We start from the raw sequence: 13,965 nt of genomic DNA on the forward strand, positions 1-13,965 counted from the left end.
AAAGGCGTTCAGGCGGCGGCGAGGGCGCCGAGGAGCCGCCGCACTTCGTCGGCGGTGTTGTAATGGGCGAGGCCGACGCGGTTGACGCCGCCGCCGGGGCCGATGCCGAGCCGCCCGGCCGCCTCCTGGGCGTAGAAGCTGCCGGCCCAGGCGAAGATGTTCTCGTCCGCCAGCGCCTGCGCCACCGCGGCGGGGTGCTTGCCCGGCAGGCGGAAGGAGAAGGTCGGCACCCGCCCTTCCAGCCGGTTCGGGCTGGAAAGGCCGTAGAGGGTGAGGCCGGGAATGGCGGCGGCGCCGTCGAGGAAAACCCGCATCAGCTCCGCCTCATGGGCGATGGCGGCGGCATAGCCCGCCACGATCCGCTCGCGCAGCGGGGCGGCGGGGTCGGCCCCGCCCAGGGTCGCGCCGAGCCCGGCCATGTGCTCGATGGCGCCGAGCGTGCCGGCCTGCGCCTCGAAGGAGGGGGTGCCGGGGGCGAAGCGCCACGGCATCGCGGCGGGGGAGGGCCGCACCTTCAGCGGCGTCAGCCGGTCGCGCAGCGCCGGGGCGAGGTAGAGCACCGCGGCATGGGGGCCGAAGAACTTGTAGGCCGAGGCGCAGAGGATGTCGCAGCCGATCGCCTTCACGTCGACCGGCAGGTGCGGGGCGGACTGCACCGCGTCCACCACCGTCACCGCCCCGGCGGCGCGGCCGGCGGCGACGATGCGGGCGACGTCGTTGATGGTGCCGAGCAGGTTGCTGGCGTGGCTGCAGGCGACGAGGCGGGTGCGCGGCCCGATCAGCCCGTCCAGCGCGGCATAGTCGTATTCGAAGCTCTCCGGGCTGAAGTCGAGCCAGCGGACGGTGACGCCCTTTTCCTGCGCCATGGTGAGCCAGGGCGCGACATTGGCGTCGTGGTCCATCCGCGTCAGCACGATCTCGTCGCCGGTCTTCCAGTCGCGCGAGAGCATGTAGGCGAAGGCGAAGAACAGCGAGGTGGTGTTGAGGCCGAACACGATCTCGTCCGCCCCGGCGTTGAACAGGGCACCGGCGCCGGCATGGGCCTCCAGCATCAGCGCCTCGGCGGCGCGGGAGGTGCGGAAGCTGCCGCCGTCATTGGCGCAGCTCTCGACCAGGGCGCGGTTCATCCGCTCCAGGCAGCGCGCCGCCACCTGGGTGCCGGCCGGCGCGTCGGCATAGAGCCGCGCGCGGCCCTCGTCGCGCACCGCGAGCCCCGGAAAGGCCGCCCGCACCGCCTCCATATCCCACCGTGCCGCCATGCCTGCCTCCGCCGCCGTGCCCGTTTCCCTGCGCAGGCTGCGGCAGCGGCGGGCTTCGGAAAAGAGGATATGAGGCGTCCTTGCATCGCTGGTTTCGATGTATCCTGCGTCGGCGTCCCGGGCGGGCGCGGAGCGGCGAGGGCGCATGCGCAGGCTATCCGACATCGATTTCCGGCTGCTGCGGGTGTTCAAGGCGGTGGTGGATGCCGGCGGGCTGGTGGGGGCGCAGGCGAGCCTCAACCTCTCGCAGTCCACCGTCTCGACCCAGCTCGCCGAGCTGGAGAAGCGGCTCGGCTTCCGGCTGTGCCACCGCGGCCGCGCCGGCTTCGCCCTGACCCGGGCCGGCCAGCGCACGCACGACGCCTGCATTGATCTCTTCGCGGCGGTGGACCGGTTCCAGAACACCACGGCCTCGATCTCCGGCGAGCTGAAGGGCGTGCTGCGGCTCGGCACGGTGGACGCCATCGCTACCAACGCCTTCTGGGACCTCTCGCGGCTGCTCGCCGCCTTCAGCGAGCGGGCTCCCTCGGCGGTGATCGAGGTGTTCGTCGATTCGCCGATCGACATCGAGCGGCTGGTGAGCGAGGGCACGCGCGATCTCACCATCGGCCCGGTGTCGCGGCCGGCGACGGGGCTGGTCTATGTCCCGCTGTTCCGCGAGCGGCACGCGCTGTACTGCGGCGCGGGCCACGGCTTCGCCGGACGGGCGCGGGTGCCGGCGAGCCTGATCCGCCGCGAGCCCTTCGTCGCCCGGCGCTATCTCCAGCGGCTCGACCTCCAGCGCTTCGGCCAGATGCGCCCCTCCGCGATCGTCGAGCACATGGAAGCGCAGGCGCTACTGATCCGATCCGGCCGTTTCATCGGATATCTACCGGTGCACTATGCCGAAGGCTTTCGCGACGGCGGGTTGTGCCGGGTCGACACCGAGGAACCGGGCGACTTCTTCTCGCCCTTTTTCCTCATCCACCGTAGCGGCGCGGAGGAGAACCTGCTGGTGCGCGCCTTCCTCAACCGGGTTGCGGAGCGGGCCGCGCCTCCCGGGCCCGCCGGCACGGATGTGCTGGGGCCGGAGTGAGGCGGAAGGGGCGGCGGCATGCCGAAGGGGTGCACGGAAGTCGGACGGTTGCCTTTATGGCGGCGCGGGGTGGTCCCGGTGCCGGGGGGAATGGTGCAGCATGACGTTGAGGCAACACAGCGGGGCCAGCGCCTCGTCACCGGCCGGCGCCGCGGCGTTGCCGCTGGGCCAGGGTGCCGAGCCGGTCGATGTCCTGCGCCACCGCTTCCTGCGCACCGCGATGATCGCGACGGTCGTTTGGGGTGCGGTGATCCTGAGCGGTTCGGGCCTCGGCCTGCTGGCGATGGACCCGCCGCAGGGCCGCAACAACGTCCTGTTCGTCGGGTTCAATCTCGTCCTGCTGCTGGCGCTGCAGCGCTGGCCGGAGCGGGCGGTCCCGATCGGCTGGGCCTATCTGTCCGGTGCCTTCGTCCTCGCAACCTCGGCCCAGTTCCTGGTGTCGGACGATCAGTTCCGGATGCTGCTGTTCTTTCCGTTGACGGGCGGTGCGTTCCTCATCCTCGGACGGCGGGCCGGCTGGCTCAGCATCGTCGCGGCCTCCGTGGTGCTGGCGGTGGCGATGGCGCAGGGGGCATTCGCGGTGTCGCCGCTGGCGGTGTCGAGCTTCCTGCTGTCGATAGGATTCTGCGGGCTTTTCTTCCACGTGTTCGAGCGGCAGGCGCGGGCGGCGCTGGACCTTGTGGCGGCGCAGAACGCGGCCCTGGATGCCGCCGCGCGGCAGGACCCGCTCACCGGCCTTCCCAATCTGCGCGCGTTCCGCGAGGCGGTGATCCGGCCCGCCGGCGCGCCGCAGGCGACGCCGGAGCCCTTCGCCGTCGTCTTTGTCGATGTCGACCATTTCAAGTCGATCAATGACCGCTTCGGCCATGGCGGCGGCGACCTCGTGCTGGCGGCCGTGGCGCGGTCGCTGCGCGTGCCGCTGCGGCCCGGCGACATGGTGGCGCGGATCGGCGGCGAGGAGTTCGCCGTGCTGCTGCCGGCCACCGGGCTTGCCGCCGCCGCCGCGGTGGGGGAACGGCTGCGGGCCGCCGTCGCGGCTTTGCAGGTGGACCTCGGCGGGGTGCGGGTGGCGGTGACGGTTTCGGTGGGCGTCGCGGTGGCGCGACATGTCGGCGAGAGCGTCGACGCCGTGCTGCGCGACGCCGATGTCGCGATGTACCGGGCGAAGGCGGAAGGCCGCAACCGTGTGATGAGCGGCCCGCCGGCCCCGCCGGCGGGGGCCGCCGCCATGCCTGAGGTGGCGCGGGCCGAGAACCCGCCGCCCGGCGTCTGATCCCGCGCCGGGCCGTGGTCCGGGCGCGGGCGCCTGCCGCGTGGCTTGGTCGATGGCGGGGCCCGCCCCCGGCGTGGTGCCGGCGGCGGGCGTTCGGGCCGCGCGCTTGGGTTGTGCGCTTGGGCCGCGCGCTCAGCGCTGGGCCGGGAGCGCGTAGGCGATGACATAGTCGCCGGCGCGGGTGCCCAGCGAGCCATGGCCGCCGGCGACCTGCACCACGAACTGGCGCCCGCCCGCCTCGTAGCTCATCGGGGTCGCCTGCCCGCCCGCCGGCAGCCGCTGCTGCCAGATCTGCGCGCCGGTGTGCACGTCATAGGCCCGGATGTAGTCGTCGATCGTGGCGGCGAGGAAGGCGACGCCGGTGGCGGTGAGGATCGGCCCGCCAATGCCGGGCACGCCGAGCTTGAGCGGCGGCAGCGCCACGCTGGCGGCGTCGCGGATGGTGCCGTTGCGGTGCATCCACGCCTTGGCGCCGGTCTTCAGGTCGACGCCGGCGACATAGCCCCAGGGCGGCGCCTGGCAGGGCAGGCCGAGCGGGGAGACGAAGGGACCCATCCGCACGCCATAGGCGCCGCCCTCGTTCACGTTCAGCCCGGCCTCGCTGGAATTGGCCTGCTCGTCGGCCGAAATATCCTCGGAAGGCACCAGCTGCGAGGTGAAGGCGAGATAGGTCGGCATGCCGAACATCACCTGCCGCACCGGGTCCACCGCGACCGAGCCCCAGTTGAACACCCCGAAATTGCCGGGATAGACCAGCGTGCCCTCCAGCGAGGGCGGGGTGTAGCGCCCCTCATAGCGCAGCGAGCGGAACTTGATGCGGCAGGCGAGCTGGTCCAGCAGGCTGGCGCCCCACATGTCGGCCTCGCGCAGCGGCGGCGGGTTGAAGCTCAGCTCGGACACCGGCTGGGTCGGCGAGGTGGTGTCGCCCGCGATCGCGCCGCCGGGCGCCGGCACCTCGTGCAGCGGGACGATGGGCTCGCCGGTGCGGCGGTCCAGCACGAAGATGTCGCCCTGCTTGGTGGGGCCGACCAGCGCCGGCACCGGGCCGGCGGCGGTGGTGAGGTCGATCAGCACCGGCTGGGCCGGCACGTCCATGTCCCACAGGTCGTGATGCACGGTCTGGCGCACCCAGCGCACCTGCCCGGTGGCGACGTCCAGCGCGACGATGGAGGAGGAGAACCGCTCCACCGCCGGGCTGCGGTCCATGCCGAGCTGGTCCGGGGTGCGGTTGCCGAGCGGGATATAGACGAGGCCGAGCGCCGGATCGGCGCTGAACACCGACCAGCTGTTGGGCGAATTGGGGGTGTAGGTCTCCCCCGCGGCGAGCGGGGTGGTGCGGTCGGGATTGCCGGAATCCCAGTTCCACACCAGGGCGCCGCTGCGCGCGTCATAGGCCCGGATCACCCCGGAGGGGGACTCGTTGGCGTAATTGTCGTTCACAGCCCCGCCGATTATGACGAGGCCGTTCACCACCGCCGGCGGCGAGGTGGAATAGTAGAAGCCGCTGCGCTGGTTCGGCATGTTGGCCCACAGATTCACCGTGCCGCCCTCGCCGAAGCCGGGGCACACCTCGCCGCTGGCGGCGTCGAGCGCGATCAGCCGGGCGTCCGAGGTGGGCAGGAACACGCGCGCCGCGCAGGCGGCCCCGGGATTGGCGGTGTCACGGAAATAGGAAACGCCGCGGCAGGTCTGGTGCTGGCGGTTTCTGTCCAGCCCGCCCTTGGGGTCGAAGCGCCAGCGCTCCTGCCCGGTGGCGGCGTCGAGCGCGATGGCGATGTTGTGCGGGGTGCAGAGATAGAGCAGCTCGCCGACCTTCAGCGGCGTCACCTGATAGGTGGTCTCGGTCACGTCGTCGGGGCCGCGCACGTCGCCGGTCCGGTAGGTCCAGGCGACCTCGAGGTTGCCCACGTTCTCGGGGGTGATCTGGGTCAGCGGGGTGTAGCGCTGGCCCGCGAGGGTGCGGCCGTAATGCTGCCACTCCCCGGCGGGGGTGGGGTCGAGGGTGCCGGCGGTGCCGGAGCCGCTGTCCGCCAGCCGGCCTTCCAGCCGCTGCTCGTCGCGCAGCAGGGAGGCGCCGGCCACGCCGAGGCTGACCAGGATCACCGCCGCCAGCGCCACGCGGCCGGCATCCCAGCGGCGCAGCCCGCCCACCGCCCACGGGGTGAGCAGCCACAGCCCGAGCAGGATGACGAGCCCGCCGCGGGTGCCGAGCGGCCACCAGTCCAGCCCGACCTCCCACAGCGCCCAGCCCAGCGTCGCCGCGACCAGCAGGGCGTAGAGCAGCCGTGCGTGCCGGTTCCGCCGCCAGACGAGGTAGGCGCAGGCGACGAGGCCAAGGCCCAGCGCGGCGTAGAACCCGCTGCCGCCGAGCGCGATCAGCCAGACGCCGCCGCCGAGCAGGAACAGGCCGATGAGGCCCAGGAGAAGGGTGGTGAGAACGCGCATGGGGATTGTGCCGAGCCTGTGCCGGGGTCGGGGCGCGGGCGCCCGATGCGGGTTAACGGGCCGCGCCGCGATGCGTTCCGTGGAGAAGGAAGGCTCCCATTGCCCGGCCACGGCCGGAGAGGCGGCCGGTTGGACGAAGCGGCGGAGAAATGTATGCTGTTGGCAGCGCTGCCAACGAGGTTTCCGTATCGGTAACGGGAAGGCGTGGCCGGTGCCCGGCTCCCGAAGGCGGGGCGGTCATGCGGCGGCGGACGGCGGGCCAAGGCGAAGGCGAGGGCGATGCGGCGGCGGATGGCGGAGCGGTGGTGGCACGGTCGGGGTGACGGCCGACGCGCCGCTCGTGCGCGGAACCGCGCGCGGCACCGCACGTGGAACGCCGTGGCGCCGGCCCGCGCCATCCCCGCTCCACCGCCGCCCGCTTTGGCGGGGATGGCGCCGGTGCGGGTTCCCGCGCCGCCGGCCGGGACGCCGGCACATGGCGGGCGCGCTCGAACCCGGCCTCGAACCCTTCAGGGCCCCATCGCGGCCCGCAACAGGACACTGCCATGACCGAGACCAAGCTCCGCGAGGAGATCTGCCTGTTCGGCCGCTCGCTGTTCGAGCGCGGGCTCACGCCCGGTTCCTCCGGCAATATCAGCGTGCGGCTGGAGGATGGCGGCTGGCTGGTGACGCCCACCAACGCCTCGCTCGGCTTCCTCGATCCCGCCCGGCTGTCGCGGCTGGACGCCCAGGGCCACCTGCTCGCCGGCGACCGCCCGACCAAGGAGATTCCGCTGCACGCGGCGGTCTATGAGACGCGGGGGCCGGCGCGGGCGATCGTCCACCTGCACTCCACCCACTCGGTCGCGGTCTCGATGCTGCCGGAGATCGACCCGCGCGCGGTGCTGCCGCCGATGACGCCCTATTACCTCATGCGGGCGGGGCAGACCGCCCTCGTGCCCTATTACCGCCCGGGCGACCCGGCGGTGGCGGACGCCATACGCGGGCTCGGCGGGCGCTATTCCTCGGTGCTGCTCGCCAATCACGGCCCGGTGGTGGCCGGCGAATCGCTGGAGGGCGCGGTGTTCGCGGCGGAGGAGCTGGAGGAGACGGCGAAGCTCTATCTGCTGCTGCGCGGGCTGAACCCGCGCTATCTCTCGCCGGCACAGGTGGCGGACCTCACCGCGGTGTTCGGCCTGACGCTGCCCGAGCCCGACGCTGGCCATGCCGGCTGCGACGGCCCGGCCTGCAACCACCCCGACCACCACCACCACGGCTGAGGCGGGCCGCGCCCGCCTCAGGGCGTGCCGGCGGCGCGGGTGACGGCGGATTCCAGCCAGTGCGACAGGCTCTGGCCGCTCTCCCGCGCCCGGCTCGCCGCCGCCTCCAGCGTCGCCGGGGGCAGGGCGAGATCGACGATCACGCGGTCGTCGGGCGCCCAGCCATAGACCGCCGCCGCCACCCGGGCGGCGAACTGGCGCAGACGCCGCGCCTTCTCCTCGCCGCCGAGGGCGGGATCATTGGCGATGGCCGGGCAATGCGCGGCGATGAGATGGTCGACCACGGTTCCCGGCGCGGCGCCGTCGCGGCGGAAAGTGTCGACCAGCTCCGCAAGCCGGGCGGGGTCGTCCAGCCCGTCACCCTTCGGCATCTGCCGGCGGAGATCGCCGAGGGTCGGCAGCGCCTCCGGCTGGGTCATGAACGGGCAGAGCGGGGCCGGCTCGGCCGCCTGCGCCGGAGCACCGGCACAGGCGAGAAAAAGAAACAGCGGCAGGGCGAAGATACGCATCGGGAGGGTTCCACGGCCGGGCGCGGCCGGCAGGGCGCCGGCCGCCGGCATGAGGGGGGTGCTCCGGAGATAGGGTCCGGTCGCCCGGTCTGCGAGGGTGGCCGCGGACAGAGGAGCCGTGGGAGCGATCACCCTCGGCTTGTGCTGAAACTCGGGGAGGAGACGCCGCCGCCGCGCTCTGAAGCCTCACGCAGTGGGAACCGTTCCGCCATCGATGACATATTCGGTGCCGGTTATGGCTGCGGCGCGCGGCGATGCCAGGAAGGCGATCAGATCGGCGATCTCACCGGGCCTGACGGGTCGACCGAGCGGAATGCCGCCGAGCGAATTCATGATGATCCTCTTGCCGCCCTCATAGTCGGTTCCGGCCTCCCGCGCGAGCCGTTCCGCGAGCGCCACAGCGGCGTCTGTCTCGATCCAGCCCGGCGACACGCGAACAACGCGGATGCCCCTGGGGGTCACTTCCTTTGACAGGCTCTTGCTGTAGGTCGACAGAGCCGCTTTCGCTGCTGCATAGGCCGTCGTCGATTCCGGCAGCGGCAGTTCGTGCTGGATCGACGTCACATGGATGATGACGCCTGATCCCTGCGTGATCATCGACGGAAGCAGCGTCCGATCGAGCCGGACGGCAGGCATGAGATTGTGATTGATCTCCTTTTGCCATTCCTCATCGGTCAATGCCGCAAAGCCGCCTGCCGGCGCGCTCGATCCTCCAAGCATATTGACGAGGATGTCGATGCCGCCGAATGTCTGAAGCACGTCCTTGGCGACCTTGGTGCAACCCTGTGAGGTCAACAGGTCGGCTGCGATGTAACGGATGTTCCCCGTTCCCTTCTTGGGCACGGTCCTGGCCGTTGCCACGACACGCGCGCCAGCGGCCGCCAATGCCTGAACGACCGCTGCGCCCGCCCCCTTGGTGCCGCCTGTCACGAGGGCACGTTTCCCATCAAGGCCAAGATCGAAGCTCATAGGACGATCTCCAGCCGGGCGATCGCATCACCAGAGAGCGTGAACGCGTAGCGAAGGTCCACGGGGCTCCCCGGAAAATTCCCGGTGAGATGGGCGGTGACGATGATCCTGTCGTCCTGATCGTCAACGGCGACGGGTTCGGCGACATAATCGTATGTCGCGGATGCCTCGAGCTTCCAGGCCGCGATCGCGTCGCGCCCTGTGTACGTCTTCTTCTCGTCGATCACCACGGCATCGGCCGTGAAGCATTCGGCGATCGCCGCACCATCCGTCGCATCCGCGGCAAAGTACTTGGCTATGGGCTTAGGTAGTGCGACGGGCATGATCGATCTCCGGGTTGATCTTGTCTCGGTATCGAAAATGACCTAACTTTCCAAATTCACAAGAACACACGAAAAAGTAAGGTACTTACTGAAAAGTATGTCACACCACTACACGAGAGAAACGGCAGCCCAGGGCATCGAGAACGCGCTGAAGCTCCTCGAGGGGCGCTGGAAGCTGGTGATCCTGTTTCACCTCTTTGGCGGGCATGTTCTGCGCTTCTCCGATCTCGAGCGCGCGATCCCGGGAATCTCCCAGAAAATGCTCATCCAGCAGCTTCGGCAGATGGAAAAGGACGGGATCGTGCGCCGCATCGTCCACCAGCAGGTGCCCCCGAAGGTCGAATATTGCCTCACGGACTGGGGACAGGCCCTGTGCCCGGCTTTGGACGCGCTGCTCACCTGGTCGGCGCAGCGGGAAAGCACGGACGTGGAGCGCGAGGAAGCGACACGTCAGGACTGAGGAATATGAGCTTCATTGAAGGCATGGCCAGAGGACGGGTCGCCTTATCGCCACGTCGCGTCGATGACGACATTGCCGCGGATGCTCTGGTTCGTGTCGTCGATGATGTCGTCGGCGGCCTTGATCTTGCGGCCTCGGCTTCGCGCGCGCGACCAGCGCAGCGACGGGGCGGCCCGGATATCATCCCGGAGACATGCTGCGGTTGTATATCCAGGGTGATCTCGATCAGGTTCGCTCCTCCCGTCTGCTGGAACGCGCCTCCCGCCCGTGTCGAGCGCCCCTGGCGTGACGTTCGCCGTCAGGTTGTGGGGCCCGGTCGAGGTCGCGAAGCCCTGCGCGGTTATAGCCCGTCCTCCGCTCCCGCTCAGTTCCGGCCGCGATGGGCGGAGCGCCATTGATGGGGGGTGTCGCCGACGAAGCGGCGGAACACGGTGGTGAAATGCGCCTGGGTCTGGAAGCCGACGCCGAGCGCGATCTCCACCAGCGGGGTGCGGGTTTCCAGAAGAAGCTGGCAGGCCCGCTCGATCCGGCGCCGCAGCAGATATTCGTGCGGGCGCTGGCCGGTGGCGACCCGGAACTGCGCGGCGAAGTGCATGCGGGAGAGGCCGGCGGCCTGGGCCATGTCGGCAAGACCGATGGGGCGGGCGAGATGGGCGTCGACAAAGGCCACGACCCGCTTCATCCGCCAGGCGACGAGGCCGGATTTCGGCCGCCGCGGCTCCCGCCGGATCGCCGGGGCCGGCGCGCTCTCGGGCGCCGGCAGGCCGAGCTGCCGGGCGACGATGCGGCGCGGCGCGTCATCCTGCAGGGCCCCGGCTGCCACCGCGGCGGCCATGGCCGCCTGCACCGCGTCCAGCAAACGCTGCATCGCCGGGTCGATGGCTTCAACGCTTTCCGGCGCCGCGACATCGCGGGCGCGAAGGGGCGGCATGGCGGCGGCGGGCCGCGCGGGGCGCAGGGCCGCGCCGTCGCGGCGGACATGGCCTTCGGCAGGCAGCGTGACATGGAAGGACACGGTCATTCTCCATCGTCATCGGGGCGGAGCGAGCGACGCCGTCGCGGGCCGGGGCGGAAGCTGCGCGGGAAGGCGCGACGCTGCGCCTGTCCTCGCGAGGCCTTTGCCCGTCAGCCGCGGGGGCGGTGCTCACCGGCGATGGAGGAAGCTTAGAGAAGCCGCGGTGCGGCTCCATTCTACGTGGGGTTCGTCACCCCGTTGATCGGTACATCCCGCACATACCAAGGTATAGGGCGCGGCCGGCGTGGCGGTATCATCGCCCGGATTCGCCGCCGCCCGCGCCTTGTCCCTCGCGCAGGGCGGGCGAGTGGCCCAAACCGCCGGCCGGCCCCGGCCTCTGTCCCCGCAGGGATGCCGCCCGGCGTGGGAACTCGATAGACGTTGCGCGTGAGAATCGTCCCTAGTGGGCGCGGTTCGCCGTCTGCGCCGCCGTCGCCGTGCGGCCCTGAGGCGGGACGCCGGCCGATGCTCGGCCGGACCAGCAGGGGGAGCGCGTGGAGGCATGGTGGACAGCGTCGCATCGGATCCGTCACCCGGGCACGGCCCGGGGCCTTGGCGGTACGGGCCGGCGGCGGACCACAGGGCGGGGATTCATGAGCGTGGCCGCAGCGTGGCCGCCCTTGCCTTCGGCGTGTCCGGCCCCGGCCGATGGCGGCACCAGCCACCTCCGGTGTCCGCCGCGCGCCGGATACCCTCGTGGCGGACGGACCGCCGCCACGCCCGCGCCCCGCGCGGCATGCGGTTCGACATCGTGCCTCCCGTGCTGAAGGAACCTGCCCCGTGACCCTGCGCCCGCAACCCCGCCGTCCCGAACCCGCCGAGCCGCTGGTGATCGTGGTGGACGACGACGCCGCGCTGCGCGACGCGCTGTCCAGCCTGTTCCGGTCGGTCGGCCTGCGGGTGCAGCTCTTCGCCTCGGCGGCCGAGCTGCTGGCGGCCACCTTGCCGGAAGGCCCCCGCTGCCTCGTGCTCGACATCCGCCTTCCCGGCGTGAGCGGGCTCGACTTCCAGGCCCAGCTCGCCCGCTCCGACCGCGACATGCCGATCATCATCATGACCGGCCACGGCGATATCCCGATGTCGGTGCGGGCGATGAAGGCGGGGGCCGTGGACTTCCTCACCAAGCCGTTCCGCGACCAGGACATGCTGGACGCCGTGGCGGCGGCGCTCGAACTCGACCGCGCCCGCCGCGAGGCCCGCCGCGCCATCTCCGACCTGCAGCAGCTCTATGAAGCGCTGACCCCGCGGGAGAAGCAGGTGATGGCGCTGGTCACCTCCGGCCTGATGAACAAGCAGATCGCGGCGGAGATCGGGCTCAGCGAGATCACGGTGAAGATTCATCGCGGCCATGTGATGCGCAAGATGAAGGCGCCCTCGCTGGCCGATCTGGTGCGGATGGCCGAGACGCTGGGGCTTGCCCACGCCAAGGGCTGACCACCAAGGGCTGACCGGCCGCCGGCCCCGGCGGCGCGGGGTGCGGCGTCCGGCTTTGCCGCGCGGCCGGCGCGGGAGGCGCTTGATCTCGTGCATCGACCGCGCCGTGTTCCCGGGCTAAAGCCTGATCGGGTTGAGCCGCCCGGCCCGTGCCGGCCCCCGGAGGGAGGGGCCGACGGATCGGCCGGCTCCGGCCCGGCAGGGACGTGCCGACCGCTACGACCGCGACCAGGACCGCCGGCCCCGGCGCGGCACCGACAGGAGGAACCCCATGACGTCTCCCACCGATCCCGTCCCCTCCCATCTCGCCAGCGCGGCCGAGCTTGACCAGCGCATCGCCGACCTGCGCGAGAACCTGCGCGATCTCGTCGAGCAGGCGGCTGCCTATTCTGGCGCCGAGGATGAGGAACGCAGCGCCGCCCGCATCGCCGAGCAGCAGGAGCGGCTGGACGCGCTGCTGAAGGAGCGCGCCGCGCTGCCGGAGTGACCCGCGCGGCGCTGCCGGTGACGCGCGCGGCAGCGCCAGTGTTCCGTCGCGCCAGTGTCCGGTCGCGGCGAAGGCGCGGCGCCGCCTGCAGCGTGCCGCGCCCCGTCGTCTGCGGGCTTCGGGGCCGGCCGGACCTTTCGGCCGGCGCCGGTACTCGTGAAAGCTCCCGGCACGACGGCGCCGGGAGCCGGCCGTTCAGCCGGCGGTGCGGCGGGCAAGGCCCGCGAGCTGGAGCGCGGTGCCCACGGCGGCGAAGCCGGTGCCGAGCGCCAGCACCGCCCCCCAGCCTCCGGCGCCGAAGGCCAGTGTCGCCGCGGCCGAGCCCACCGCGCCGCCGACGAACATCGCCCCCATCAGCACCGTGTTAAGCCGGGCCCGGGCGGCGGGGCGCAGCGAGAAGGCGATGTGCTGGTTGGAGACCAGCGCGGTCTGCACCCCGAAATCCAGCAGGATCACCCCCGCGACCAGCCCGGCCAGCGAACCCCACAGCCCGAACACCAGCCAGGAGGCGAGGGTGGCGAGCGCGCCGAGCATCACCGCCCGGCTCGGCCCGTGCCGGTCGGCGAAGCGGCCGGCCAGCGGGGCGGCGAGGATGCCGACCGCGCCGACCAGGCCGAACAGCCCGGCCACCTCGGTGCCGAGGCCGAAGCGCGGCTCCGCCAGCCGGAAGGCGAGGATGGTCCAGAAGCTGGAGAACGCCGCGAACAGCGCGGCCTGGGTCAGCGCCGCGCGCCGCAGCGCCGCGAACTCCATCCACAAATGGCCGATCGAGCCCAGCAGGCGGCGATAGGAGAGGGTGGAATCCGGCGCGCTGTGCGGCAGCACCATGGCCATCAGCAGCGCCGCGGCGAGCGCGATCGGCACCGCGAGCCAGAACATCTCGCGCCAGCCGCCATGCGCGGCGACGACGCCGGCCAGCGTGCGGCTGAGCAGGATGCCGGCGAGCAGCCCGGCCATCACCGTGCCCACCGTCGCGCCGCGCCGGGCGGGGGCGGCGAGATGGGCGGCGAGCGGCACGATCTGCTGCGCCACCGTCGCCGACAGCCCGACCGCCAGCGAGGCGGCCACCAGCGTGGCGCCGCCCGGCGCCATCGCCGCCGCCGCCATCGCCGCGGCCAGCAGCAGGAACTGCGCGACGATCAGCCGGCGCCGTTCCACGAGGTCGCCGAGCGGCACCAGCAGGAACAGGCCAAGCGCGTAGCCGATCTGCGTCGCCGTGGGCACGGCGCCGGTGAGGGCGCCGGGCAGGTCGAGCTCGATCACCGCGAGCATGGGCTGGTTGTAGTAGATGTTCGCCACCGCGACGCCGGCGGCGGCGGCCATCGAGAAGGTGGCGATGGGGCCGAGCACGGCCGCCTCGTCCACCGCGTCATGCGTTGTCATGCGGGTCTCTCCTGCGCCCGCCATCGCTCTCGGCGGCGGCGGGGTTTTGTCAGGCCCGTCGCGGTTTGGGTGCG

13 protein-coding genes and 1 pseudogene are annotated in these 13,965 nt (G+C 71.9%); 7 read left to right on the forward strand and 7 right to left on the reverse strand.

The features are described 5' to 3' along the window. Nucleotides 1-8: 8 nt before the first annotated feature. Nucleotides 9-1,259 carry a cysteine desulfurase-like protein gene (locus KHC27_RS04030; RefSeq protein WP_213335366.1) on the reverse strand — a complete coding sequence of 417 codons (1,251 nt, stop codon included), beginning with the start codon at nucleotides 1,257-1,259 and terminating at the stop codon, nucleotides 9-11. Between the two features lie 145 nt (nucleotides 1,260-1,404). On the opposite strand from KHC27_RS04030, the gene KHC27_RS04035 reads away from it, so the two are divergent. Together KHC27_RS04035 and KHC27_RS04040 are read left to right on the forward strand one after the other, a co-directional pair. Next, complete coding sequence (locus KHC27_RS04035; RefSeq protein ID WP_213335368.1) at nucleotides 1,405-2,334, forward strand: LysR family transcriptional regulator; 930 nt, start codon at nucleotides 1,405-1,407, stop codon at nucleotides 2,332-2,334. Between the two features lie 100 nt (nucleotides 2,335-2,434). Further along, complete coding sequence (locus KHC27_RS04040) at nucleotides 2,435-3,607, forward strand: GGDEF domain-containing protein (RefSeq protein ID WP_213335369.1); 1,173 nt, start codon at nucleotides 2,435-2,437, stop codon at nucleotides 3,605-3,607. Between the two features lie 132 nt (nucleotides 3,608-3,739). On the opposite strand, the gene KHC27_RS04045 is transcribed toward KHC27_RS04040, so the two are convergent. Further along, the gene (locus tag KHC27_RS04045) at nucleotides 3,740-6,052 is read right to left on the reverse strand and encodes a glucose/quinate/shikimate family membrane-bound PQQ-dependent dehydrogenase (RefSeq protein ID WP_213335371.1); all 2,313 of its coding nucleotides are present in this window, start codon (nucleotides 6,050-6,052) and stop codon (nucleotides 3,740-3,742) included. Between the two features lie 545 nt (nucleotides 6,053-6,597). On the opposite strand from KHC27_RS04045, the gene otnC reads away from it, so the two are divergent. Continuing rightward, nucleotides 6,598-7,311: a 3-oxo-tetronate 4-phosphate decarboxylase gene (gene otnC / locus KHC27_RS04050; RefSeq protein ID WP_213335374.1), complete on the forward strand. Its 714-nt coding sequence runs from the start codon at nucleotides 6,598-6,600 to the stop codon at nucleotides 7,309-7,311. A 17-nt stretch (nucleotides 7,312-7,328) separates the two neighbouring features. Here the strand turns inward: otnC and KHC27_RS04055 are convergent, their stop codons facing one another. The 3 genes from KHC27_RS04055 to KHC27_RS04065 form a co-directional block, all read right to left on the reverse strand. Further along, entirely contained in the window at nucleotides 7,329-7,820 is a 492-nt protein-coding gene (locus KHC27_RS04055) for a hypothetical protein (RefSeq protein WP_213335377.1), read from the reverse strand. 186 nt (nucleotides 7,821-8,006) lie between these two features. Beyond that, complete coding sequence (locus KHC27_RS04060; RefSeq protein ID WP_213335380.1) at nucleotides 8,007-8,789, reverse strand: SDR family oxidoreductase; 783 nt, start codon at nucleotides 8,787-8,789, stop codon at nucleotides 8,007-8,009. Continuing rightward, nucleotides 8,786-9,112: a nuclear transport factor 2 family protein gene (locus KHC27_RS04065; RefSeq protein WP_213335382.1), complete on the reverse strand. Its 327-nt coding sequence runs from the start codon at nucleotides 9,110-9,112 to the stop codon at nucleotides 8,786-8,788. The genes KHC27_RS04060 and KHC27_RS04065 overlap by 4 nt, the downstream gene beginning before the upstream one ends. 97 nt (nucleotides 9,113-9,209) lie before the next feature. Between KHC27_RS04065 and KHC27_RS04070 the strand changes: the two genes are divergently transcribed. Both KHC27_RS04070 and KHC27_RS22075 read left to right on the forward strand, forming a co-directional pair. Further along, the gene (locus tag KHC27_RS04070) at nucleotides 9,210-9,572 is read left to right on the forward strand and encodes a winged helix-turn-helix transcriptional regulator (RefSeq protein ID WP_213335384.1); all 363 of its coding nucleotides are present in this window, start codon (nucleotides 9,210-9,212) and stop codon (nucleotides 9,570-9,572) included. A gap of 178 nt (nucleotides 9,573-9,750) precedes the next feature. After that, nucleotides 9,751-9,861: pseudogene (locus KHC27_RS22075) on the forward strand (hypothetical protein); the annotation flags it as partial. A gap of 75 nt (nucleotides 9,862-9,936) precedes the next feature. Here the strand turns inward: KHC27_RS22075 and KHC27_RS21990 are convergent. Further along, on the reverse strand, nucleotides 9,937-10,587 hold the full coding sequence (locus KHC27_RS21990) for an AraC family transcriptional regulator (protein ID WP_343210826.1): 651 nt from the start codon (nucleotides 10,585-10,587) through the stop codon (nucleotides 9,937-9,939). Between the two features lie 780 nt (nucleotides 10,588-11,367). Between KHC27_RS21990 and KHC27_RS04080 the strand changes: the two genes are divergently transcribed. Together KHC27_RS04080 and KHC27_RS04085 are read left to right on the forward strand one after the other, a co-directional pair. Then, complete coding sequence (locus KHC27_RS04080) at nucleotides 11,368-12,021, forward strand: response regulator transcription factor (protein ID WP_343210827.1); 654 nt, start codon at nucleotides 11,368-11,370, stop codon at nucleotides 12,019-12,021. A gap of 271 nt (nucleotides 12,022-12,292) precedes the next feature. Beyond that, the gene (locus KHC27_RS04085; RefSeq protein WP_213335388.1) at nucleotides 12,293-12,508 is read left to right on the forward strand and encodes a hypothetical protein; all 216 of its coding nucleotides are present in this window, start codon (nucleotides 12,293-12,295) and stop codon (nucleotides 12,506-12,508) included. A gap of 195 nt (nucleotides 12,509-12,703) precedes the next feature. Here the strand turns inward: KHC27_RS04085 and KHC27_RS04090 are convergent, their stop codons facing one another. Then, a complete protein-coding gene (locus KHC27_RS04090; RefSeq protein WP_213335390.1) occupies nucleotides 12,704-13,891 on the reverse strand; it encodes an MFS transporter in 1,188 nt (395 codons plus the stop codon). Between the last annotated feature and the right edge of the window lie 74 nt (nucleotides 13,892-13,965).

It is taken from the genome of Ancylobacter lacus, from assembly GCF_018390635.1.
Classification (GTDB): Bacteria; Pseudomonadota; Alphaproteobacteria; order Rhizobiales; family Xanthobacteraceae; genus Ancylobacter; species Ancylobacter lacus.

Bases quoted from the DNA above. Each gene is read 5' to 3' on its own strand.
- KHC27_RS04030 (WP_213335366.1), bottom strand. From the start codon at position 1,259: ATGGCGGCACGGTGGGATATGGAGGCGGTGCGGGCGGCCTTTCCGGGG.
- KHC27_RS04035 (WP_213335368.1), top strand. From the start codon at position 1,405: ATGCGCAGGCTATCCGACATCGATTTCCGGCTGCTGCGGGTGTTCAAG.
- KHC27_RS04040 (WP_213335369.1), top strand. From the start codon at position 2,435: ATGACGTTGAGGCAACACAGCGGGGCCAGCGCCTCGTCACCGGCCGGC.
- KHC27_RS04045 (WP_213335371.1), bottom strand. From the start codon at position 6,052: ATGCGCGTTCTCACCACCCTTCTCCTGGGCCTCATCGGCCTGTTCCTG.
- otnC (WP_213335374.1), top strand. From the start codon at position 6,598: ATGACCGAGACCAAGCTCCGCGAGGAGATCTGCCTGTTCGGCCGCTCG.
- KHC27_RS04055 (WP_213335377.1), bottom strand. From the start codon at position 7,820: ATGCGTATCTTCGCCCTGCCGCTGTTTCTTTTTCTCGCCTGTGCCGGT.
- KHC27_RS04060 (WP_213335380.1), bottom strand. From the start codon at position 8,789: ATGAGCTTCGATCTTGGCCTTGATGGGAAACGTGCCCTCGTGACAGGC.
- KHC27_RS04065 (WP_213335382.1), bottom strand. From the start codon at position 9,112: ATGCCCGTCGCACTACCTAAGCCCATAGCCAAGTACTTTGCCGCGGAT.
- KHC27_RS04070 (WP_213335384.1), top strand. From the start codon at position 9,210: ATGTCACACCACTACACGAGAGAAACGGCAGCCCAGGGCATCGAGAAC.
- KHC27_RS04085 (WP_213335388.1), top strand. From the start codon at position 12,293: ATGACGTCTCCCACCGATCCCGTCCCCTCCCATCTCGCCAGCGCGGCC.
- KHC27_RS04090 (WP_213335390.1), bottom strand. From the start codon at position 13,891: ATGACAACGCATGACGCGGTGGACGAGGCGGCCGTGCTCGGCCCCATC.